Annotated in this window: 16 protein-coding genes and 2 pseudogenes; 9 read left to right on the top strand and 9 right to left on the bottom strand. The window is 72.2% G+C overall.

The features are described 5' to 3' along the window. Positions 1-295 precede the first annotated feature (295 nt). On the top strand, positions 296-964 hold the full coding sequence (locus tag JGS22_RS19995) for a hypothetical protein (protein WP_211041500.1): 669 nt from the start codon (positions 296-298) through the stop codon (positions 962-964). Positions 965-1117: 153 nt separating this feature from the next. On the opposite strand, the gene JGS22_RS20000 is transcribed toward JGS22_RS19995, so the two are convergent. Together JGS22_RS20000 and JGS22_RS20005 are read right to left on the bottom strand one after the other, a co-directional pair. Further along, positions 1118-3187, bottom strand: coding sequence for a helix-hairpin-helix domain-containing protein (locus JGS22_RS20000; RefSeq protein WP_308405764.1), 2070 nt, complete (start codon positions 3185-3187; stop codon positions 1118-1120). Continuing rightward, on the bottom strand, positions 3184-4170 hold the full coding sequence (locus tag JGS22_RS20005; RefSeq protein ID WP_211041501.1) for an aldo/keto reductase: 987 nt from the start codon (positions 4168-4170) through the stop codon (positions 3184-3186). The genes JGS22_RS20000 and JGS22_RS20005 overlap by 4 nt, the downstream gene beginning before the upstream one ends. An 88-nt stretch (positions 4171-4258) precedes the next feature. On the opposite strand from JGS22_RS20005, the gene JGS22_RS20010 reads away from it, so the two are divergent. The 5 genes from JGS22_RS20010 (at position 4259) to mshC (ending at position 9306) form a co-directional block, all read left to right on the top strand. After that, positions 4259-5308, top strand: coding sequence for an LLM class F420-dependent oxidoreductase (locus tag JGS22_RS20010; RefSeq protein WP_211041502.1), 1050 nt, complete (start codon positions 4259-4261; stop codon positions 5306-5308). Between the two features lie 302 nt (positions 5309-5610). Continuing rightward, positions 5611-6318: a histidine phosphatase family protein gene (locus JGS22_RS20015; RefSeq protein WP_211041503.1), complete on the top strand. Its 708-nt coding sequence runs from the start codon at positions 5611-5613 to the stop codon at positions 6316-6318. A gap of 87 nt (positions 6319-6405) precedes the next feature. Beyond that, a complete protein-coding gene (locus JGS22_RS20020; protein WP_211041504.1) occupies positions 6406-6996 on the top strand; it encodes a DUF3090 domain-containing protein in 591 nt (196 codons plus the stop codon). Next, complete coding sequence (locus JGS22_RS20025) at positions 6957-7913, top strand: SCO1664 family protein (protein ID WP_211041505.1); 957 nt, start codon at positions 6957-6959, stop codon at positions 7911-7913. The genes JGS22_RS20020 and JGS22_RS20025 overlap by 40 nt, the downstream gene beginning before the upstream one ends. A gap of 163 nt (positions 7914-8076) precedes the next feature. Next, positions 8077-9306, top strand: a complete 1230-nt coding sequence (gene mshC, locus JGS22_RS20030; protein ID WP_211041506.1) for a cysteine--1-D-myo-inosityl 2-amino-2-deoxy-alpha-D-glucopyranoside ligase — start codon at positions 8077-8079, stop codon at positions 9304-9306. A gap of 168 nt (positions 9307-9474) precedes the next feature. Here the strand turns inward: mshC and JGS22_RS20035 are convergent, their stop codons facing one another. The 5 genes from JGS22_RS20035 to JGS22_RS20055 form a co-directional block, all read right to left on the bottom strand. Beyond that, positions 9475-10674, bottom strand: coding sequence for a PAC2 family protein (locus JGS22_RS20035; protein WP_211041507.1), 1200 nt, complete (start codon positions 10672-10674; stop codon positions 9475-9477). A gap of 412 nt (positions 10675-11086) precedes the next feature. Then, the gene (locus JGS22_RS20040; RefSeq protein ID WP_211041508.1) at positions 11087-12691 is read right to left on the bottom strand and encodes a glycerol-3-phosphate dehydrogenase/oxidase; all 1605 of its coding nucleotides are present in this window, start codon (positions 12689-12691) and stop codon (positions 11087-11089) included. A gap of 5 nt (positions 12692-12696) precedes the next feature. Beyond that, complete coding sequence (gene glpK / locus JGS22_RS20045; RefSeq protein ID WP_211041509.1) at positions 12697-14235, bottom strand: glycerol kinase GlpK; 1539 nt, start codon at positions 14233-14235, stop codon at positions 12697-12699. A 67-nt stretch (positions 14236-14302) separates the two neighbouring features. Next, the gene (locus JGS22_RS20050) at positions 14303-15085 is read right to left on the bottom strand and encodes an MIP/aquaporin family protein (RefSeq protein ID WP_211041510.1); all 783 of its coding nucleotides are present in this window, start codon (positions 15083-15085) and stop codon (positions 14303-14305) included. A 315-nt stretch (positions 15086-15400) separates the two neighbouring features. Beyond that, positions 15401-16165, bottom strand: coding sequence for an IclR family transcriptional regulator (locus JGS22_RS20055; protein ID WP_211041511.1), 765 nt, complete (start codon positions 16163-16165; stop codon positions 15401-15403). A 255-nt stretch (positions 16166-16420) separates the two neighbouring features. Here JGS22_RS20055 and metH point away from each other — a divergent pair. Then, positions 16421-19921, top strand: a pseudogene (metH, locus tag JGS22_RS20060) (methionine synthase); the annotation flags it as partial. 29 nt (positions 19922-19950) lie between these two features. Here the strand turns inward: metH and JGS22_RS26480 are convergent. Next, positions 19951-20193, bottom strand: a pseudogene (locus JGS22_RS26480) (vitamin B12 dependent-methionine synthase activation domain-containing protein); the annotation flags it as partial. On the opposite strand from JGS22_RS26480, the gene JGS22_RS20065 reads away from it, so the two are divergent. Both JGS22_RS20065 and JGS22_RS20070 read left to right on the top strand, forming a co-directional pair. Further along, positions 20158-20313 carry a hypothetical protein gene (locus JGS22_RS20065; protein WP_216815045.1) on the top strand — a complete coding sequence of 52 codons (156 nt, stop codon included), beginning with the start codon at positions 20158-20160 and terminating at the stop codon, positions 20311-20313. The pseudogene JGS22_RS26480 and the gene JGS22_RS20065 sit on opposite strands and share 36 nt — an antisense overlap. Positions 20314-20464: 151 nt before the next feature. Further along, positions 20465-21166 (top strand): HAD family hydrolase, encoded by a 702-nt coding sequence (locus JGS22_RS20070; RefSeq protein ID WP_211040546.1) that lies wholly within the window; start codon positions 20465-20467, stop codon positions 21164-21166. Between the two features lie 189 nt (positions 21167-21355). Here JGS22_RS20070 and JGS22_RS20075 read toward each other — a convergent pair whose 3' ends face one another. Then, entirely contained in the window at positions 21356-22027 is a 672-nt protein-coding gene (locus JGS22_RS20075; protein ID WP_211040545.1) for a response regulator, read from the bottom strand. Positions 22028-22211: the final 184 nt, after the last annotated feature.

Genomic DNA, 22211 nt, shown 5'->3' on the forward strand with positions numbered 1-22211 from the left:
TCACGCCGGACATGCCTGCGTCCTCGTGGGGCCGTCCGGCGGGTGCCGCCGCCACGGCCGGCCGACGGGACCGCGGCGGTGCCCGACGCCGGGGCGTCGCAGGAGAGCGCTGGGCCGGTGCGGAGTGGGAGCGGTACGGGACGCGGGCGCGGACACCCGGCCGCCCCGGAACGGCCCGCCGACCGGCTCTCCGGGGCCCGGTGGCGGGTCGGGCCGGAGCCTGCCGGACGATTCTTGTGTTCCGGCATCGCATCTATTGTGCGGGCGGGGCCCGACTACGGATAGCGTCTGCTGTATGTCTGATGCTGCGCAGCCCGCCGCTGCCGAGGTACGAGCCGCCGTCGAAGCCCTGAAGACCGCGCTGGACCGTCACCTCGACGCCATCGAGGAACGGGACGGTTCCGATGCCGCCGGCCCCGAGGAGGACGCCGCTGTCTACGCGGCCTTCAACGAACTGGCCGCCGCCGGCGAGGTGTACGACGCGCTGCTCTACGACGCCCACGACGAGGTCACGCCGTTCGAGATCCCGGGCGCGGACAGCCTCCCGCCGTACATGGGGCCGGACGACCCGAGCGCCATGAGCGTCCTGGTGCGCCGGGACTACACCGTCGCCGAGCCGCTGCGGCTGCTCGCACAGGCACGACGCATCAGCGAGCTCGATCCCGACTCGGTCGACGCCGAGGAGGAGGACGGCGAGGAGGCCGGCAGCAGCGTGCACGCCGCGCTCGGCGTGCTGTTCGGGGAGTTCGAGCCGGACGAGATCTCCACCAGGCACAAGGAGTTCGGGCTCGAGGAGGGCGACTCCACGCTCTGGGTGCTGGCGGCGGACGAACCGGCCGAGGCGGGGGAGTGGCTGAGCGCGCCCTTCGACGCCGCCGACCCCGAGCGCGTCATCTGCCGCTTCGACGTCAGCTCCGTCTTCGACGAGGACGAGCTCTACGACTCCCGGGACCGCCGGCACTGAACTCCCGGGCCCACCGGGGCTGCTGGGGCCGGACGGGCAGGGCGATCCGAGACCCGCAACGGGCGCTCCGGGGCCGCCGCACCCGCCCCGCCTGCATGCGCGACGGGCAGGGGCTCGGGCCACCGCGGTGGCCCGAGCCCTGACGCCCGCTCGCTACTGCTCCGCCCGCTGCTGCTCCGCCCGTTGGGCGGTGAGCAGGGACCGCAGCCTGGTGACGCGCGGTGCGCCGGGCCGCTCGGCGACGATCCGGTCCAGCTCGGGACCGAGCCCCTGGACGACCGAAACGTGCCGTACGCCGCGCCCGAAGGCCGTGTAGACCCAGCGGCGGTCCAGCAGCGCACCCGCGTCCCCCGGCAGCACGACGACCGCGGCGGGCCATCGCCGGCCGGCCGCCTGGTGCGCGGTGATCGCCCAGCCGTGCCGCACGGTCTCGGCCAGCAACTCCCTGGGCACCGTGACCTGTTGGCCGAAGCACTCCAGCCGCAGGCCGGCGTCGTCGGCGCCGAGGACGGTGGCAGGCACCGAACGGCCCGGCTGCGGGGTGTGCAGCACCCGGTCCCCGGCGTCGAAGCCGTCGAAAGCGCCGGTCCCGGGGTTGAGACGCTGCTTGAGCGCGGCGTTGAGCGCCTTGGTGCCCGCGCCGCCCTCCTGACCGACGGTGACGACCTGGGTCTGCTCGGCCGGCACACCGACCGCCCGCGGCACCGAATCAGCCACCAACTGGACGCTGCGGTGCACCGCCTCGCCCGCGTCCCGCACCGGGACGATCACCACCTCGTGGTCGGGCGCCTCCACCCGGGGCAGCTCACCGATCCCGATGCTCGACACCAGCTCGCCGAGCGGGCCCGGGTCGGGCGTGCGGGAGACGACCTGCGGGCAGATCCGTGCGGCGAACAGATCGCCCAGCACCTGCCCGGCGCCCGCCGAGCCGAGCAGCTGCGGATCGCCGCTCAGCACCAGCCGCGCGCCCTCGGGCAGCGATTCGACGAGTGCGGCGGCGGTCTCGGTGCCCAGCAGGCCCGCATCGGTGACGATCAGCAGGTCGACCGTGAAGCAGCCCTCCTCGTCCCGGCCGGGCCCCTCGCTCCCGCCGAGTAGCCCGGCGACGGTGACCGTGGTGCAGGCATCCTCCCGCCCCGCCCCGTCCGTCGCCGCGACACGCAGCCGCTCGCGGTCCTCCTCGCTCCACGCGGCCACACAGACGCGCAGCCCGAGCGCGGCTGCCGCGCTCGCCAGCGCGGCAGGCTCGGCCTTGGCGCTCTCGCCGCCGGAGTGCAGCACCAGCGCCGCGCCGGCGACCGCGCCGATCAACTCCCGGGCGGAGGGCCCGGAGACGGACGCTGCCGCCTTCTCCCACTCCTCACGGCCCTCGGTGCCCGGGGTGAAGGTGGTCAGCAGCCGCTGGACGCCCTCGGCGAGGCTCTCCTCGGCCAGAGCCCAGCGTTCGAGACCGACCAGCACCGGCCCCGCGGGCTCCGCCGCCGCGCCGTCGCCGGCGGGCTCCGCCGCCTCTGTGCCGTCAGCCGGTGCCTGCTCGTCCGTCTGTGCCTGCTCGGGGGCGAAGGCGAGCAGCAGCCCCTCCTCGGCCGCTGCGTACACGGCGGCCTCCGCCTCGCTCACCGAGAAGGCGGCCAACTGCTGCGCCAGCATGCCCACTTCGAGCACCGTGTGGCCCTGGCGGGCGGCCCGGGAAAGCAGCCACACCGCGAGCGCCCGGCCGCGCGCGGGGCTGTCCGGACTGCGCTCCTCGCCGGGCAGCGCCCGGGCGAACGCGTCCGCCTGCTCGGGACGTACGCCGGGGACCAGGAGCAGCTGCCACGGGTCCTCCAGCAGCACCTCCGCCGCCTGCGGGCCGAGTGCGAGCACCACTGGAGCGGCCAACGCTGCCGGCGCGCCGGCGCGGGCCAAGAGCTCGTGGACCTCACCGGGCACCTCCGGCGGCGCGGCGGCGTGCGGCGCTGCGGGCGCCACCGGTGGTGCGGCGCGCCGAGCAGCCCGGGGCGGCGGCGCGGGAGCGGCGAAGAAGTCGGTCGCGGCGCGCTCCCCGCTCTCCACTGCTCGCACCGCCGCCATCAGCTCGGCAGCCCGCCCGCTCGGCGCGCTCCGCTCGTCGGTGGTGCCTGCCGCGCCGTCCGCCGTGCCTGTAGCCGCGCCGTCGCTCGGCGGGTGGTCGGCGTCGCTCGGCCCGGCCCCGGAGCCGGGAGTCGGGGGAGGAGTGGTCACTGGGTGCTCCAGTCCTGATCAGGATAGCGGTGCTCGGGCGCCGACACGTCGTCCAACGCCCTGGTTATCTCGTCAGGAAGCGTAAGTGCCTCCACTGACAACGCCTGTCCCAGCTGCTTCGCTGTGCGCGCGCCGACCAGCGGGGCGGCGACCGCGGGCCGGTCGCGGACCCAGGCGAGCGCCACCTGCAGCGGACTGACGGCCAGTCCGTCCGCCGCGGTGCGCACGGCCTCGACCACCCGCTCCGAAGCGGCGTCGAGATAGGGGTCGACGAACCCTGCCATGCGCTCGGACGCCCCGCGCGAGTGCTGGGGCCTGGCGCCCTCCCGGTACTTGCCCGTCAGCACCCCGCGTCCCAGCGGCGAGGACGGCAGCAGCCCGACTCCCAGGTCCAGCGCCGCCGGCAACACCTCGCGCTCCGGGCCGCGTTGGAGCAGCGAGTACTCCAACTGCGCACCGGACAGCCGGATCCGCGACTCGCCCCCCGCCAACTGCCAGGTGGCCGCCTTCGCGAGCTGCCAGCCGCTGAACCCGCACACCCCGGCGTACCGGGCCCGTCCGCTGCGCACCGCGAGATCCACCGCCTGGAGCGTTTCCTCCAACGGGGTGTGCGGATCGAAGGCGTGCACCTGCCACAGGTCCACGTGGGAGGTGCCCAGCCGTTGCAGGGAGGCGTCGAGTGCCGCCAGCAGATGTCCTCTGGAGCCGTCGGTGGGCCGCTGGGGGTCGGGTACGCAGCCCGCCTTGGTCGCGATGACCAGGTCGCGGCGCGGGATCAGGGTCTCCATCAGGCGCCCCAGCAGGCACTCGGCGCCGCCGTCCGCGTAGACGTCGGCGGTGTCGACGAGGGTGCCGCCCGCCTCCCAGAAGGTCTTCAGCAGGCGCGCCGCCTCCTGGTCGGAGGACTCCCTGCCCCAGGTGAGTGTGCCCAGGCCGATCCTGGAGACACGGAGGCCGGTGCGCCCCAGTTGCCTTAGCTCCATGGGCGTTGAGACTAGTTCGGGCAGTCGCTACAGTCCCAGGGGCAGCAACGTTACTGATGGGTAAGGCTCAACGACGAGAGGAGCCCTCATGCGGCTCGGCATCAACCTCGGCTACTGGGGTGTCGGCATGGACCGGGACAACCTGGAGGTGGCCAAGGAGGCGGACCGGCTGGGCTACGAGGTCTGCTGGGCCGCGGAGGCGTACGGCTCGGACGCCCCCACCGTGCTCAGCTGGGTGGCCGCCCACACCGAACGCATCGACGTCGGTTCGGGCATCTTCCAGATCCCCGCCCGCGCCCCCGCGATGACCGCGATGACCGCCGCGACCCTGGACACGCTCTCCGGCGGCCGGTTCCGGCTGGGCCTGGGCGTCTCCGGCCCGCAGGTCTCCGAGGGCTGGTACGGCGTCAAGTTCGACAAGCCCCTCGCCCGCACCCGTGAGTACGTGGAGATCGTCCGCAAGGCGATGGCCCGCGAGCGACTGACCCACGAGGGCGAGCACTGGACGCTGCCGCTGCCCGACGGTCCGGGTAAGCCGATCAAGCTCACCGTGCACCCGGAGCGTGAGCGCATTCCGCTCTACATCGCGGCGATCGGCCCCAAGAACCTGGAGCAGACCGGCGAGATCGCCGACGGCGCGCTGCTGGTGCTCTTCGCCCCCGAGCACGCCGAGACCACGACACTCGGACCGGTGCGCGCGGGCCGGGAGAAGGCCGGGAAGACGCTGGAGGGCTTCGACGTCTGCCCGACCGTCCCCATGGCGGTGGGCGAGGACGTCAGCGCGCTGGCCGACATGTTCCGTCCCTACACCGCGCTCTATGTGGGCGGCATGGGCAGCCGCAGGCAGAACTTCTACAACCGCCTCGCCCAGCGCATGGGGTACGAGAAGGAGGCCGCCGAGATCCAGGACAAGTACCTGGCGGGCGAGAAGGAGGCGGCGGGCGCCGCCGTACCGGAGCAACTCATCGACTCCACCACGCTGTTGGGCCCGGTCGACCGCATCGCGGACCGGATGCGCGCCTACGCGGAGGCGGGTGTCGGCACCCTGTCGCTGGCACCGGCGGGCTTCAGCCTGGAGGAGCGGATCACCGCGCTGCGGGCGGGAGTGGAAGCCCTGGAGCGGTCCGGCGCGGCCTGATCCGGGCCGCCCCGGACCGCGAACTCCGCCGAAGCCCTGAGGTGCCGGAAGAAGCTCTGAGGTGCCGGAAGCGGCCCGAGCGCGGGGGCGGCGGGCTGAACGGGCGCCGACCGCGGACGGGCGGGAAGGGCCGGCGGCGGCCCGGTGCCGATCCGCCCGGAAAGAGTGAAGTCCCACGGCCGTGGTGGGGGCTCGGGGTCTCCCCGCCACGGCCGTCACGGGGCACAACGCCCGCACCGGTCCCGGAGTTACGGGCGCCGGAGGGCTCCGCGCCGCGAGAGCTCGGTCGTACGCTGGCAGACATGCCCACGCTCCTCCTCGTCCGCCACGGACGGTCCACCGCCAACACCTCAGGGGTGCTCGCAGGCCGCACCCCCGGGGTGGAACTCGACGCCCTCGGCGCGGAGCAGGCCCGCGCGCTCCCCGACCGGCTGTCCGGCATCGCGCTGTCCGCCGTCGTGCGCAGCCCGATGCTGCGCTGCCGCCAGACGCTCGCACCGCTCGTCGAGCAGCGGGGCCACAGCGTCGAGATCGAGGAGCGGATCAACGAGTGCGACTACGGCCAATGGTCCGGTCGGGACCTCGCCGGGCTCGGCGGGGAGCCGCTGATGGCCACCGTCCAGCAGCACCCCAGCGCCGCGGTCTTCCCCGGCGGCGAGTCGATGCGCGTCATGCAGCAGCGCGCGGTCGAGGCGGTCCGCGACTGGAACGCGCGGATCGAGGCCGAGCACGGCGCGGACGCGGTCTATCTGATGTGCAGCCACGGCGACATCATCAAATCGGTGGTCGCCGACGCCCTCGGAATGCATCTGGACCTCTTCCAGCGCATCGCGGTCGAGACCTGCTCGGTTACCGCCGTCCGCTACACCCCGATGCGGCCCTACGTGGTCCGGCTCGGCGAGACGGGCGACCTCGGCCCGCTCGCTCCGCCGGCGGGGGCGAGCGCGCCGGCGGAGAGCGGTCGGGGCGGCTCGGACGGCGAGCAGGCGGTCGTCGGGGGTGGCAGGTAGCCGGGTTCCCCCGGTGCGTGGCCGAGTTGATCGCGGCGACCAGTAGGGTGCCGCTATATCCCCGTAGCCCAGTTGTTGGAGTAGGACGTGTCGCGTCAGGTCTTTCTCTATGACCCCCCGGACCGGTTCGTCGCCGGCACGGTCGGCCTTCCCGGACGGCGTACGTTCTTCCTGCAGGCGACCAGTGAGGGGCGCACCACCAGCGTCTCCCTGGAGAAGGCCCAGGTGGAGGCGCTCGCGGAGCGGATCGACGAGCTGCTCGACGAGGTGGTGCGCCGCAGCGGCGGCGATGCCCCGGTCCCGGCGGTGGCCGCGGATTCGCCCGACACCGCCCCGCTGGAGGCGCCGATCGACGAGGAGTTCCGCGTCGGCACGATGGCGCTGGCGTGGGACGGCGAGAGCGATCGCATGGTGATCGAGGCGCAGGCGCTGGTCGAGTTGGAGGCGGACTCCGAGGAGGACCTCGCGGACGCCGAGGAGCGGCTGCTCCAGGACGAGGAGAACGGCCCGCCGATGCTCCGGGTGCGGATCACCGGCGAGATGGCGCGGGCGTTCGCCAAGCGGGCCATCGACGTCGTCAACGCGGGCCGCCCGCCGTGTCCGCTGTGCAGCCTCCCGCTCGACCCGGAAGGACATGTGTGCCCGCGTCAGAACGGCTACCGCAGGAGCGCGGACTGACCGTCCGCACGCTGCTCGCCGAGGGCGTTCTGACCGTGCACGGCCGCATCCCCAACGCCTCGAACGCGGTGCTGTACGCCTCGGTGGCCCAGGGCGGGGAGCAGCTGGACTGTGTGTACAAGCCGGTGCTCGGGGAGCGCCCGCTGTGGGACTTCCCCGAGGGCGACCTCGCGGGCCGCGAGGTCGCCGCGTACGAGGTGTGCCGCGCGATGGGCTGGGACCTGATCCCGCCCACCGTTCTGCGGGAGGGCCCGCACGGCAGGGGCATGTGCCAGCAGTGGATCGGCACCCGGCCCGGCCGGGCGGGGCCGGACGAGCGGCCGGGCCCCGGCGAGCGCGCGGAGTCGGAGGAGCCAGCGGAGGCGGGCGGGCCGGCCGGACCGGACGGTGCCGATGCGTCGGACGGGTTCGGCGGGCTCAGCGAGCTGCTGGCACTCGTGGACGCCCAGGAGCCCGGGCCCGGGTGGAAGGCGATCGGCTTCGCGGCCGTACCGGACGAGTCGGGAGCGGAGCGCACCGCACTCCTGGTGCACGCCGACGACGAGCGGCTGCGACGCACCGCTGTGCTGGACGCGGTGATCAACAACGCCGACCGCAAGGGCGGGCACCTGCTGCCGCAGCCCGACGGGCGGTTGCGCGTCATTGACCACGGAGTGACCTTTCACACGGACGACAAACTGCGGACGCTGCTGTGGGGTTGGGCCGGGGAGCCCCTGCCCGAGGAGGCGACCGCCGCACTCCGTGCACTCTCCCGTGCGCTCGCGGAGCACGGGGGCCCGCTGGCCGGGCAGCTGGACGGACTGCTGAGCGAGGCCGAGGTCCAGGCGCTGCGCAAGCGTGTCGCCTCGCTGCTCTCCTCCGGCAGGCACCCGCTGCCGAGCGGCGACTGGCCGGCGATCCCCTGGCCGCCGGTGTAGGGCAGCCGCCGGCACCTCCACTGCGCCGATCGTTCCACCCACGCCCGGCCCCGACTCCGACGGGACGCGGGCACAGCAGCGCCGTCGGCGCAAGAGTGCCTTACCGGCCTTGTGACCGGCTCCCGTTCGTACCTGGAACACCCATCCGGTTACGCTCTTGTCCATGCATGTCTGGCCTGCTTCCGAGGTCCCCGCCCTGCCTGGTCAGGGCCGCGACCTGAGGATTCACGACACCGCGACCGGCACCAGGGTCACCCCCGACACCGGTCCCGTCGCCCGCCTCTACGTCTGCGGCATCACGCCGTACGACGCGACCCACCTGGGGCACGCGGCGACCTACAACGCCTTCGACCTCGTCCAGCGCATCTGGCTGGACGCGGGACGCCTGGTGCACTACGTACAGAACGTCACCGATGTCGACGATCCTCTGCTGGAGCGGGCGAAGGCCACCGGAGTGGAGTGGACGGACCTCGCGGCCGAGCAGACGGCGCTCTTCCGCGAGGACATGACCGCGCTGCGGATGCTGCCGCCGAAGGAGTACGTCGGCGCGGTGGAGGCGATCGACTGGATCGTTCCGCTGGTGGAGCGGCTCCGAGAGGTGGGTGCCGCCTACGAGTTGGAGGGTGACACCTACTTCTCGGTCGAGGCGGACCCCCACTTCGGCGAGGTCTCCGGGCTGGACGCCGCGGCGATGCGCCTGCTGTCGGCCGAGCGCGGCGGCGACCCCGACCGCGCGGGCAAGAAGAACCCGCTGGACCCCCTGTTGTGGCAGGCCGCCAGGGAGGGCGAGCCGGAGTGGGACGGTGCCTCGCTCGGCAGCGGACGCCCCGGTTGGCACATCGAGTGCGTGGCGATCGCGCTGCGATACCTGGGCATGGGGTTCGACATCCAGGGCGGCGGCTCCGACCTGGCCTTCCCCCACCACGAGATGGGCGCCTCGCACGCCCAGGCCCTGGCGGGCGAGTACCCCTTCGCCAAGGCGTACGTGCACGCCGGCATGGTCGCGCTGGACGGCGAGAAGATGTCCAAGTCGAAGGGCAACCTCGTCTTCGTCTCCGCGCTGCGGCGTGACGGGGTGGACCCGGCGGCGATCCGCCTCACCCTCCTCGCTCACCACTACCGCGCGGACTGGGAGTACACCGAGTCCGTTCTCGACGACGCCACCTCCCGGCTCGACCGCTGGCGCGCCGCGGTCTCCCGTCCCGACGGGCCGTCCGCGGACAAGCTGTTGGCGGAGCTGCGGACGGCGCTGGCCGACGATCTGGACACCCCGGCCGCGCTGGCCGCGGTCGACCGCTGGGCGGACCTCCAGGAAGGCGAAGGCGGTTCCGACGAGGGCGCTCCGGGGCTGGTCTCGCGCGCGGTCGACGCGCTGCTCGGCGTCGCACTCTGAACCATCACCGGTGTACGGCGCGACTGCCCGCTGCCGCGTCGTACACCGGTGGTGGACTTTCCCTGCCCGCGAGGCTGCCTGCCGACGCATCCATGTTCCGCGGCGCGTCGCGTCAGGTGCGTCCCGTCCTGCTCAACCTGCGGGTGACGGCCGGGAGTTGAGCGGGCCTCAGCCGGTTGCGTCCGGCCCGCCTCGGCGGTCACCGTCCGACCCGCTGCCTTCGCCACCCTCACCGTCGCGGCTGTCCTCGCCGGGCCCGGCACTGTCGGCGTCCGTCCGGTCCTCGCCACGGGTGCCCCCGGCCGGGCCCTTGTCCCGTGTCGGGTCCTCGTCCCGCGTCGGGGCTGCCTCTTGGGGCGGGCCGTCGTCCGAGGCGGGGGAGTCGTCCCGGTCGGAATCCTCGGCAGGCGTCGGCTCGTCCGTGCGGCGGGCGTCGGCGTCCCCGTCGGGAACGGGTTCCTCCGGGGAGCGCGCGGGCCTGCGAGTGCGCCCGCTGTATCCGCCCTCGGCGGCCCGACCGCCGGGCGAACCGTCCCGGCGACGGAGATAGCGCTCGAACTCCTGGGCGATCGCCTCGCCCGAGGCTTCCGGCAGCTCGGCGGTGTCCCGCGCCTCCTCCAGCGCCTGGACGTACTCGGCCACCTCGCTGTCCTCCGCCGCGAGCTGGTCGACGCCCAACTGCCAGGCGCGCGCGTCCTCGGTGAGCTCACCGAGCGGGATGCGCACGCTCAGCAGATCCTCCAGCCTGTTGAGCAGGGCGAGCGCGGCCTTGGGGTTCGGCGGCTGCGAGACGTAGTGCGGCACCGCCGCCCACAGGCTCAGCGCCGGTACTCCCGCGTGGGTGCACGCCTCCTGGAGGATGCCGACGATGCCGGTCGCCCCCTCGTACTTGGACTCCTCCAGCTGCATGGTCCTGGCCAGGTCGGAGTCGGAGGTCATTCCGGTCACCGGCACCGGGCGGGTGTGCGGGGTGTCTCCGAGCAGCGCGCCGAGCACCACGACCATCTCGACACCCAACTCATGGGCGAATCCCAGCAGTTCGTTGCAGAACGAGCGCCAGCGCATGCTGGGCTCGATGCCGCGGACCAGCACCAGGTCGCGCGGTTTCTCGCCGCCGGTGCGCACCACCGAGAGCCGGGTCGTGGGCCAGGTGACCTTGCGGACTCCGCCGTCGAGCCACATGTGCGGCCTGTTGACCTGGAAGTCGTAGTAGTCCTCCGCGTCCAGCGCGGCGAAGACCTCGCCCTTCCATTCCCGGTCCAGATGTGCGACCGCGGCGGAGGCGGCGTCGCCGGCGTCGTTCCAGCCCTCGAACGCGGCCACCATGACCGGGTCGACCAGCTCGGGCATCCCCTCGAGCTCGATCACCCAGCGCCTCCTTCCGGCCGGTCGGGGGCGACGCTGCGCGTTCCGCCCCGTACGGCTCACCTACGTGTCGTTTGCCCGCCCAGCCTACGGCGTGCGGAGCCCCTCGTTGCAGCCCGCGGCGTCGAGCGCGGTACGGAACGGGCCGCAGACACGGCGGGTACCGGCGGCGTACGAGACCGCCGCACGAAAGTACGGCCCCGGCCTGCGCACCGGCGTCATCCGCCGCTCACCCGCCCCGCGTCCCGCGACGTACGGCGCCGGGCCCGCACGCGACGCACGCCCACGACGCACGCACGCAGGGCCCGCAGGCACAGCGACGGGCCCGTGCGGCAGACCGCCTCGACGGAGGCGGTCTGCCGCACGGGCCCGTGTCACGACCGGCGGGGGACCGGCCGTGTTTCTCGCCGGGGGCTCAGCGGGCCTCCAGCAGCTCCTCGATACGGGCGCGGACCTCGGGGGTGTCCAACCCCCGCACCGTCAGCGTGGTGCGCCGACGGGTGACGTCGTCGGCGGTCTGCGCCCACTCGTGGTCGCGGGCGTACACCGCCTGCGCCCAGATCTCCGGGCCGTCGGGGTGGATGCGCTCCCCGAGGGTCGGGTCCTCGCTGACCAGCCGGGCGATCTCGAACGCCAGCGAACCGTAGTGGGTCGCGAGGTGACGCGCGGTCAACACGTCGATCCCGCCGTCCGGTTCGCGGTCCACCAGCAGTCGGTGGGCCACCGCGTTGGGGTTGGCGACGCCCGGCAGGGGGAGCCGCCGCGGCAGTGACCGCACCGGCTCCATGTCGTCGACCAGCGGCGCTCCCGGCAGCTTGGCCAGGCGGTTCATGACGGTGCGTCCGATGTGCCGGTACGTCGTCCACTTGCCGCCGGCGACCGAGAGCATGCCGCCCCGGCCCTCGGAGACCACCGTCTCCCGCTTGGCGGACTCCACCCCGCCCGGACCGCCGGGCAGCACCCGCAGTCCGGCGAAGGCGTAGGTGATCAGATCGCGGGAGAGGTGCTCGTCCTTCACCGACACCGCGGCCTCGTCCAGGATCTGGTCGACGTCGGCGTCCGTCGCGTCGACGTCCGCGGGGTCGCCCTCGTACATCTCGTCGGTGGTGCCGAGCATCAGCTGGTCCTCCCAGGGGAGGGCGAAGGTGATGCGGTACTTGTCGATCGGGGTCGCCATCGCCGCCCGCCACGGAGCCTTGCGGCGCAGTACGACGTGGGCGCCCTTGGAGAGGCGGATGCTCGGGTCGGCGCCGGCGTTCTCCATCCGGCGCAGGTGGTCGACCCAGGGGCCGGTGGCGTTGAGCACCAACCGGGCACTGACACCGAACTCGGTGCCGTCCACCCGGTCCTTGAGCTCGGCACCGGTCACCCGGCCGCCGGTGAAACGCAGGCCGGTGACCTCGGCGTGGTTGAGGACGACCGCGCCCGACTGCACCGCGGCACGCACCGTCATGATCGCGACTCGTGAGTCGTTCATCTGGTGGTCGCCGTAGACGGCGACCGCCTTGAGGTTCTCGGTGCGCAGCCCGGGGTTGTCCGCGGCGGCCTTGGACGGCGAGATGACCCGCCCGACCCCGTCGCCGAACGCGGAGAGTGCCGAGTAGGCGAAGACGCCGGCGCCCAGCTTGGCGGCGCCGTGCGGGCCGCCCTTGTAGACCGGCAGATAGAAGGTGAGCGGGTTGACCAGGTGAGGTGCCACGTCCTTGGCGAGCACCCGCCGCTCGTGGTGGTTCTCCGCCACCAGCTTGACCGAGCCGGTCTGGAGGTAGCGAAGACCGCCGTGGACCAGCTTGGAGGAGGCGGAGGAGGTGGCGCCGGCGAAGTCGCCGGCGTCCACCATCGCCACCCGCAGCCCCGACTGCGCGGCATGCCAGGCGACCGAGGTGCCCAGGATGCCGCCGCCGACAACCAGCAGATCGAAGTGCGCACCGGAGAGCACTTCCCTGGTTTCGGCGCGGTCGGGGCCGGTACCGGCAGTCGGATGCGTCCCCAGGGACGGGACGCGGGGCAGGGTGTTCATTGCGATCAGTTCTCCTCTTCGATCCAGCCCATGGTCCGCTCGACGGCCTTGAGCCAGTTCTTGTACTCGCGGTCGCGCACGGCCGCGTCCATGTGGGGGGTCCATTCGGCCGCCCGGCGCCAGTTGGCGCGCAGTGCGTCGGTGTCCGGCCAGAAGCCGACGGCCAGACCGGCCGCGTAGGCGGCGCCCAGGCAGGTGGTCTCGGCGACCATCGGACGGACCACGGGGGTGTCCAGCACATCCGAGATCTGCTGCATGAGCAGGTTGTTGGAGGTCATGCCGCCGTCGACCTTGAGCGCGGTCAGCTCCACCCCGGAGTCCTTCGTCATCGCGTCGACGATCTCGCGGGTCTGCCAGGCGGTCGCCTCCAGAACGGCGCGGGCCAGGTGGGCCTTGGTCACGTACCGGGTGAGGCCGGTGATCACACCGCGGGCGTCGGGACGCCAGTACGGGGCGAACAGGCCGGAGAACGCCGGCACGAAGTACGTGCCGCCGTTGTCCTCCACCGTGCTGGCCAGCGTCTCGATCTCGGCGGCGGTGGAGACCAGGCCCATCTGGTCGCGCATCCACTGCACCAGCGAGCCGGTCACCGCGATGGATCCCTCCAGCGCGTACACCGGCTTCTGGTCGCCGATCTGGTAACCGACCGTCGTCAGCAGGCCGTTGTAGGAGTTGATCGGCGTGTGACCGGTGTTCATCAGCAGGAACGTGCCGGTGCCGTAGGTCGACTTGCCCTCGCCCTCCGCATAGCAGGTCTGGCCGAAGAGCGCGGCCTGCTGGTCGCCGAGCGCGGAGGCGACCGGGATGCCGTCGAGCGCGCCGCCGACCGCGGTCCCGTACACCTCGGCGGAGGAACGGATTTCCGGAAGCAGCTCGGTGGGAACGCCCATCGAGGAGCAGATCTTGGAGTCCCAGTCCATGGAACGCAGGTTCATCAGCATGGTGCGGGATGCGTTGGTGACGTCGGTGACGTGCACGCCCCCCTCGGTGCCGCCGGTGAGGTTCCAGATGACCCAGGAGTCCATGGTGCCGAAGAGGATCTCGCCGCGTTCGGCGCGCTCGCGCAGTCCCTCGACGTTGTCCAGCAGCCAGCGGACCTTGGGGCCGGCGAAGTAGGAGGCGAGCGGCAGCCCGGTCTCCCGGCGGAAGCGGTCCTGGCCGACGTTGCGGCCCAGCTCCCGGCAGATTGCGTCGGTGCGGGTGTCCTGCCACACGATCGCGTTGTGCACCGGCTCGCCGGTGTTCCTGTCCCACAGGACCGTGGTCTCGCGCTGGTTGGTGATGCCGATGGCCCGTACGTCGTCGGCGGAGATGCCCGCCTGGCGCACCGCTCCGTCGACCACTTCCTGCACGTTCGTCCAGATCTCGGCGGCGTCGTGCTCCACCCAGCCGGGCTTCGGGAAGATCTGCTCGTGTTCCTTCTGGTCGACCCCGACGGTGCGGCCGTCCTTGTCGAAGATGATGCAGCGGCTGGAGGTGGTGCCCTGGTCGATCGCCGCGATGTAGGCGCGGGAGGTGTCTGCTGCTGTGGTGTTCTCGGTCATGAGTGCGGCTCCGTGACGTCGATTCGGTGGCTGGCGCGGGCTGCGGCTGAGCGCCCGTCAGCGGTGGTCAGGCGAAGGCGAGCTGGTAGATCCCGCCGGCGATCGCACCGCCGAGCAGCGGGCCGACAACGGGCACCCACGCGTAGCTCCAGTCTGACCCGCCCTTGTTCGGCAGGGGGAGCACCGCGTGCACGATTCGCGGACCGAGGTCACGTGCCGGGTTGATCGCGTACCCGGTGGGGCCGCCGAGCGAGAGGCCGATGCCGACGACGACGAGCGCGACCATCAGCACGCCCGTACCGGAGACCGCGAGGCCCTCGGTGAGGTTGAGGGCCAGGATCGCCAGGACCAGGACGGTGGTGGCGATCGTCTCGGTCGCCACGTTCTGCACGGGGTTGCGGATCTCGGGGCCGGTGGAGAAGACGCCGAGCACGGGGCCGGGCGGCGTGGTGCCCGCCGGGGCGTTCTTCTGCGCCTCCTGCTGGGCCTTGACCGTCTCCGGGTCGTTGAGGTGCGCGAGGAAGTGGCCGTAGTAGGCGACGTAGACCAGCGTGGCGCCGATGATCGCGCCGATCATCTGGCCGAGGAAGTAGAACGGCACCTTGTCCCAGGCGCCTTCCTTGATCGCGATACCGACGGTGACCGCCGGGTTCAGGTGTGCACCGGAGAGGGTGGTCGAGATGTAGGCACCGGTGAGCACGCCGATGCCCCAGCCGAACGTGATGGCGAGCCATCCCGCGTTGAACGCCTTGGAGCGCTTGAGGACGACACCGGCCACCACGCCGCCGCCGAGCAGGATGAGCACGGCGGTGCCGATGACCTCGCCGGTGAGTATGTCTGCGTTGGACACCCGCGACTCCTTTGTCAGGGAGATTCAAGAGACGTGCAGAAGTGGACGAGTGAACCGATCCCGTCTCGCGTTCGACAATGTCGACCGTCGCACGGCAGTTTTCTCCTCGAATGGGTTTCCGTCAAGGGGGCGGGTGGGCAGTGGTGCGGCGTCCCGGCCGCACGGGCGCTGTGCGCCGCGGCGGTACGGCGGAAAGATGCGTTGCGGCGGTGGGGGATGCGCTGGAGCGGTGCGGCGCGGAGACCCCGCCGGTCCTGCGGGGTCGTCAGCGGCGGGGTGGCCGGGGTGCCCCGGATCGCCCGGCGCCCAGGGTGCTCAGAAGCGGCCGGCGCCCAGATCCCGGGAGACCGAGCGCGCGCAGCCCCGTACGGCGGCGACGAGGGTGGGGCGGATCGTTCCGTCTTCGCAGACCCGCTCCACCGCGCCGGTGATGCCCACCGCGCCCACCGGCATCCGCCGCCGGTCGAAGATCGGCGCCGCGACCGAGGCCACGCCCTCCCAGGACTCCTCGGTGTCGCTGGCCCAGCCGTGCTGCCTGGTCTGCTCGAAGGTCGCCTCCAGCTCCGGCGCCTCCGTGGTCGTACGGGAGGTGAACGCCTCCCGCGCGCCGTCCAGCAACTCGCTGTGGGCGACCGGGTCGTAGGCCGCCAGGACCTTGCCCATCGCCGTGCTGTGCAGCGGCTGCATGGCGCCGATCTCCAGCACCTGGCGGCTGTCGTCCGGGCGGAAGACGTGGTGGACGACGAGCACACCCTGCTGGTGCAGCACTCCGAGGTAGACGGCTTCGCCGCTTGCCCTGGCCAGGTCGTCGGACCACACCAGCGCGCGGGCGCGCAGCTCGTGGACGTCGAGGTAGCTGTTGCCCAGGCGGAGCAGCTCGGCGCCCAGCTGGTACCGGCCCGATGCCGCGTCCTGCTCGACGAAGCCCTCCTGCTGAAGCGTGCGCAACAGGCCGTGCGCGGTGCCCTTGGCCAGTCCGAGTGTCGAGGCGATGTCGGATAGCCCGAGTCGGCGCTCGCCGCCGGCCAGGAGTCGCAGTACCGCCGCGGCCCGTTCCAGGGACTGGATGCTGCGGGCCATCGGGCTTCCTCCCTCGCCGTACGGACCGTTGGGCGGTATCGACCTCAGGGCGTACTCGTCACTTACAGCGGTCGACCATGTCGAACGGTATCGGATCATGTCGTTCAGCGACAGCCGATCCGAGTCTACGGCGGTCCACGAAGCGAAATGACTGACCGCACATGCGACCGAGACCTATACGCTGGTCCGCGTACCTCTGCCGTGACTGCGGCGGGAGGTAAAGCCGACAGCCGTCGCACCCCAGGGAGCACTCGCATGTCCTCGCCCGCGCAGCCCCTCACTCAGGCACAGCGTGCCGCAGCCCTGCGGGAGGCACTGGCCTCCCGCGTCGTCGTCGCCGACGGCGCGATGGGCACGATGCTCCAGGACCAGGACCCCTCGCTGGAGGACTTCCAGGACCTCGAGGGCTGCAACGAGGTTCTGAACGTCACCCGCCCCGACATCGTCCGCTCGGTCCACCAGGAGTACTTCGCCGCCGGCGTGGACTGCGTGGAGACCAACACCTTCGGCGCCAACCACGCGGCGCTCGGCGAGTACGACATCGTGCACCGGGTCGAGGAGCTCTCCGAGTCGGGAGCAGCCCTCGCCCGCCAGGTCGCCGACGAGTTCACCGCCGGCGACGGCAGGACCCGCTGGGTGCTCGGCTCGATGGGGCCCGGCACCAAACTGCCCACGCTCGGCCACACCGAGTACGCCATCCTGCGCGACGCCTACCAGCGCAACGCCGAGGGCATGCTCGCCGGCGGCGCCGACGCGCTCCTGGTGGAGACCACCCAGGACCTGTTGCAGACCAAGTCCTCGGTGCTGGGTGCCAAGCGGGCGCTGGCCGCCACCGGCATGGACGTACCGCTGATCGTTTCGGTGACCGTAGAGACGACCGGCACGATGCTGCTCGGTTCGGAGATCGGCGCCGCGCTCACCGCGCTGGAACCGCTGGGCATCGACCTCATCGGGATGAACTGTGCCACCGGCCCGGCCGAGATGAGCGAGCACCTGCGCTACCTCGCCCGGCACTCCAGGACCCCGATCGCCTGTATGCCCAACGCCGGCCTGCCGGTTCTGGGCAAGGACGGCGCGCACTACCCGCTGACCGCGCCGGAGCTGGCGGACGCGCAGGAGGGCTTCGTCCGCGAGTTCGGCCTCTCCCTGGTCGGCGGCTGCTGCGGCACGACCCCCGAGCACATGCGCCAACTCGTCGAGCGCGTACGGGGAATGGCACCGGGAGAGCGCAACCCCCGACCCGAACCGGGAGCCGCCTCCCTCTACCAGACCGTGCCGTTCCGCCAGGACACCTCGTACCTGGCCATCGGTGAGCGCACCAACGCCAACGGCAGCAAGAAGTTCCGCGAGGCGATGCTGGAGGCCCGCTGGGACGACTGCGTCGAGATCGCGCGGGGACAGATCCGCGAGGGCGCGCACATGCTCGACCTGTGCGTGGACTACGTCGGCCGGGACGGCGTCGCCGACATGAAGGAGCTGGCGGGCCGGTTCGCCACCGCCTCCACGCTTCCGCTGGTGCTGGACTCCACCGAGCCCCACGTCATCGAGGCCGGACTCGAGAAGCTGGGCGGCCGGGCCGTCATCAACTCCGTCAACTACGAGGACGGCGACGGCCCCGAGTCCCGCTTCGCACGCATCGCCGGGATGGCACGCGAGCACGGCGCGGCGCTCATCGCGCTCACCATCGACGAGAAGGGCCAGGCCAGGACGGTCGAGGACAAGGTCGCCATCGCCGAGCGACTGATCACCGACCTCACCACCAACTGGGGCATCCGTGAGTGCGACATCCTCATCGACTGCCTGACCTTCACGATCTGCACCGGCCAGGAGGAGTCGCGGGGCGACGGCGTCGCCACCATCGAGGCGATCCGGGAGCTCAAGCGCCGCCATCCCGAGGTGCAGACCACCCTCGGGCTCTCCAACATCTCCTTCGGCCTCAACCCGGCCGCCCGCATGGTCCTGAACTCCGTCTTCCTCGACGAGTGCGTCAAGGCGGGGCTGGACTCGGCGATCGTGCACGCGAGCAAGATCGTGCCGATCTCCCGCCTGGAGCCGGAGCAGGTCGAGGTCGCGCTCGACCTCGTCCACGACCGCCGCCGCGAGGACTACGACCCGTTGCAGCGGCTGCTGGAGCTCTTCGAGGGCGTGGACGCCAAATCGATGCGGGCCGGCAAGCAGGAGGAGCTCGCCTCGCTGCCGCTCGACGAGCGCCTGCAGCGCCGCGTCATCGACGGCGAGCGCAAGGGCCTGGAAGCGGACCTGGACGAGGCGCTGACCGAGCGTCCCGCGCTGCAGATCGTCAACGACACCCTGCTGGCCGGGATGAAGATCGTCGGCGAGCTGTTCGGCTCGGGCCAGATGCAGCTGCCGTTCGTGCTCCAGTCGGCCGAGGTGATGAAGACCGCGGTCGCGCACCTGGAACCGCACATGGAGAAGACCGACGACGACGGCAAGGGCACCATCGTCCTGGCCACGGTCCGCGGCGACGTGCACGACATCGGCAAGAACCTCGTCGACATCATCCTGTCGAACAACGGCTACAACGTCGTCAACCTCGGTATCAAGCAGCCGGTTTCGGCCATTCTCGACGCCGCCAAGGAGCACCGGGCCGACGTGATCGGCATGTCCGGGCTGCTGGTGAAGTCCACGGTGATCATGAAGGAGAACCTGCAGGAGCTGAACACCCGGGGCATGGCCACCGACTTCCCCGTGATCCTCGGCGGTGCCGCGCTCACCAGGGCGTACGTGGAGCAGGACCTGTACGAGATCTACCAGGGCGAAGTCCGGTACGCCCGGGACGCCTTCGAGGGCCTGCGGCTGATGGACGCGCTGCTCGCCGTCAAGCGGGGCGTCCCCGGTGCCGAACTCCCACCGCTCAAGCAGCGCCGGGTGCCCAAGCGCGACGTCGTGGTCGCCGAGGAGGAGCCGGTGGACGACACCCGCTCCGACACCTCTGTCGACAACCCCGTCCCCGAGCCGCCGTTCTGGGGCAGCAGGGTCATCAAGGGCATCCAGCTCAAGGAGTACTCCTCCTGGCTGGACGAGGGCGCGCTGTTCAAGGGGCAGTGGGGGCTCAAGCAGAGCCGCAGCGGGGACGGCCCCAGCTACGAGGAGCTGGTCGAGACCGAGGGCCGGCCGCGGCTGCGCGGCTGGCTGGACCAGCTGCACACCGAAAACCTGCTGGAGGCGGCGGTCGTCCACGGCTACTACCCCTGCCACGCCGAGGGCAACGATCTGGTGCTCTTCGGCGACGACGACAAGGAGCTGACCCGCTTCACCTTCCCGCGGCAGCGGCGCGGCCGCCGGCTGTGCCTGGCGGACTTCTTCCGCCCGGCCGAGACGGGCGAGCGGGACGTGGTCGGGCTCCAGGTCGTCACGGTCGGTTCGCGGATCGGCGAGGCCACGGCCGAGCTGTTCGCCAGTGACTCCTACCGCGACTACCTCGAGCTGCACGGGCTCTCCGTGCAGCTCGCCGAGGCGCTGGCCGAGTACTGGCACGCCCGGGTGCGTTCGGAGCTGGGCTACGCGGGCGACGACCCGGCCGAGATCGAGGACATGTTCGCGCTGAAGTACCGCGGTGCGCGTTTCTCGCTCGGCTACGGCGCCTGCCCGAACCTGGAGGACCGGGCCAAGATCTCCGAGCTGCTCCAGCCCGAGCGGATCGGGGTCAAGCTCTCCGAGGAGTTCCAGCTGCACCCTGAGCAGTCCACCGACGCCATCGTGCTGCACCACCCGGAGGCGAAGTACTTCAACGCCGGGTGGTGCAGCACGATGGCGTCGGTGGACTGCTCAGGGTGCAGCTGGAACTCCTCGGAGAGCTTGACCCCGATCCGCTCGGGCTGGAGCAGCTCGGAGATCTTGGCCCGGTCCTCCAGGTTCGGGCAGGCGCCGTAGCCGAGCGAGAAACGCGCACCGCGGTACTTCAGCGCGAACATGTCCTCGATCTCGGCCGGGTCGTCGCCCGCGTAGCCCAGCTCCGAACGCACCCGGGCGTGCCAGTACTCGGCCAGCGCCTCGGCGAGCTGCACGGGCTCTCCGTGCAGCTCGCCGAGGCGCTGGCCGAGTACTGGCACGCCCGGGTGCGTTCGGAGCTGGGCTACGCGGGCGACGAGACCCCGCTCGGCGCCCCCCCGATTACACACACCTGACGGTGGAAGCAGCACGCCCCAACCCGACCCGCCGGGCGCCGACCGGGTGGCGGCGGGTGCGCGGGCGTACACTGTCCGACCCGACAGGGGCCGGTCGACGCCTGGGCCACCAGGCCCTCGACCGGCCCTTGAAGCTCTGGAGGTGCCGCGGATGACCAGCTCCACTCCCGCTCTCGCCACCCGTACCGCCGAAGGCTCGGCGCTGCAGGCCGTACTGCTCGACCTCGACGGAACGCTGGTGGACACCGAGGGCTTCTGGTGGGAGGTGGAGCGCGAGGTCTTCGCCGAGCTGGGCCACGTCCTGGCCGAGCCGCACCGCCAGGTAGTGGTCGGCGGACCGATGAGTCGCAGCGCGGCGTATCTGATCGAGGTGACCGGGGCCGACATCACCGTGCCGGAGCTCTCGGAGGAGCTGAAGGCCCGCTTCACCACCCGAGTCGAACGCGGCGTGCCGCTGATGCCCGGAGTGCGGCGGCTGCTCACCGAGCTCGCCGCGCACCAGGTACCCGCGGCGGTGGTCTCCGCCTCGCACCGGGTGAACATCGACTGCATGCTGCGCTCGCTCGGTCCGGAGAACTTCGCCCTCTCCGTCGCCGGTGACGAGGTCGGCCACACCAAGCCGCACCCCGAGCCGTACCTGACCGCGGCCCGCAGGCTCGGCGCGGAGCCCGCCCGTTGCGCGGTGATCGAGGACACCGCGACCGGTGTCGCCTCGGCCGAGGCGGCGGGCTGCCGGGTGGTCGCCGTACCGTCCGTCGCGCCCGTCGAGAGGACGCCCGAGCGGCTGGTCGTCGGTTCGATCGAGGAGATCGACCTGGGCTTCCTGCGGTCGATGATCGCCGTGGTGACCTGAGGCCGGGGCGGCGCGGGTGGCAGTGCCGCCCGCACGCCGCCCGGCCGCAGGAGACCTCACCGGCGGCCAACGCCCCCGACACCTCGACGGTCTGCCGCTTTCCGGGAGGCCTGCCGCGCGGGCCGACCGCGGGCGGCGAGGGCCCAGCCGCGCCGCGGTTGTGGCGGGTGCTGCGCCGCCGTCGGCCGGCTACTGCGCTCCGGGGCGCACCAGTCCGCTCTCGTACGCGTAGACCGCCGCCTGCACCCGGTCGCGCAGCCCCAACTTCGTCAGCACATGCCCGACATGGGTCTTCACGGTGGTCTCGCTGACGAACAGGTCGGCGGCGATCTCCGCGTTCGACAGGCCCTTGGCGACCAGCTTGAGCACCTCCACCTCGCGCTCGGTCAGGGTGTGCAGGGTCTGCGGGACGGGCTCCTCGCCGGCCGGCAGCCGCTCCGCGTAGAGGTCCAGCAGCCGCCGGGTGATCGAGGGCGCCAACATCGCCTCGCCGCCGGCCACCACGCGGATCGCCTGGACCAGCTCCTGGGCGGGCGCGTCCTTGAGGAGGAAGCCGCTGGCGCCCGCGCGCAGCGCCTCGACCACGTACTCGTCCAGATCGAAGGTGGTCAGCACCAGAACCTTGGCGACCCCGTCCTTCTCCGGTCCGGAGATCTGCCGGGTCGCCTCCACGCCGTCCATCCGCGGCATCCGGATGTCCATCAGCACCACATCGGGCTGGAGCGCGCGCACCTGGTCCAGGGCCTGCTGGCCGTCCCCGGCCTCACCCACGACGGCGATGTCCTGCTCCGCCTCCAGGATCATGCGGAACCCGGTGCGCAGTAGCGGCTGGTCGTCCACCAGCAGGACTCGAATTGCCATGGCCACAGGAACTCCCCTTCACGGGCACGGTCTGTCGGTCCGGGCCATTCTCACTCAGGTGCGCGGCGAAGCACCGGCTGACCCCGCGCCCGCGGGAGCGTCCCCATCGCCTGCTCCGGTGCCGAAGCCGGTTCCGGCGCCGCCGGGCTTGGCCCCGCCACCCTCGCGGCTCCCCGCCTCCGGC

The organism is Streptomyces tardus (assembly GCF_018101125.2).
GTDB lineage: Bacteria > Actinomycetota > Actinomycetes > Streptomycetales > Streptomycetaceae > Streptomyces > Streptomyces tardus.

Coding starts and splice junctions, on each gene's coding strand:
- JGS22_RS20015 (WP_211041503.1), top strand. CDS start 5,611: ATGCCCACGCTCCTCCTCGTCCGCCACGGACGGTCCACCGCCAACACC.
- JGS22_RS20005 (WP_211041501.1), bottom strand. CDS start 4,170: ATGGAGCTAAGGCAACTGGGGCGCACCGGCCTCCGTGTCTCCAGGATC.
- glpK (WP_211041509.1), bottom strand. CDS start 14,235: ATGACCGAGAACACCACAGCAGCAGACACCTCCCGCGCCTACATCGCG.
- JGS22_RS20055 (WP_211041511.1), bottom strand. CDS start 16,165: ATGGCCCGCAGCATCCAGTCCCTGGAACGGGCCGCGGCGGTACTGCGA.
- JGS22_RS20040 (WP_211041508.1), bottom strand. CDS start 12,691: ATGAACACCCTGCCCCGCGTCCCGTCCCTGGGGACGCATCCGACTGCC.
- JGS22_RS20070 (WP_211040546.1), top strand. CDS start 20,465: ATGACCAGCTCCACTCCCGCTCTCGCCACCCGTACCGCCGAAGGCTCG.
- JGS22_RS19995 (WP_211041500.1), top strand. CDS start 296: ATGTCTGATGCTGCGCAGCCCGCCGCTGCCGAGGTACGAGCCGCCGTC.
- mshC (WP_211041506.1), top strand. CDS start 8,077: ATGCATGTCTGGCCTGCTTCCGAGGTCCCCGCCCTGCCTGGTCAGGGC.
- JGS22_RS20075 (WP_211040545.1), bottom strand. CDS start 22,027: ATGGCAATTCGAGTCCTGCTGGTGGACGACCAGCCGCTACTGCGCACC.
- JGS22_RS20010 (WP_211041502.1), top strand. CDS start 4,259: ATGCGGCTCGGCATCAACCTCGGCTACTGGGGTGTCGGCATGGACCGG.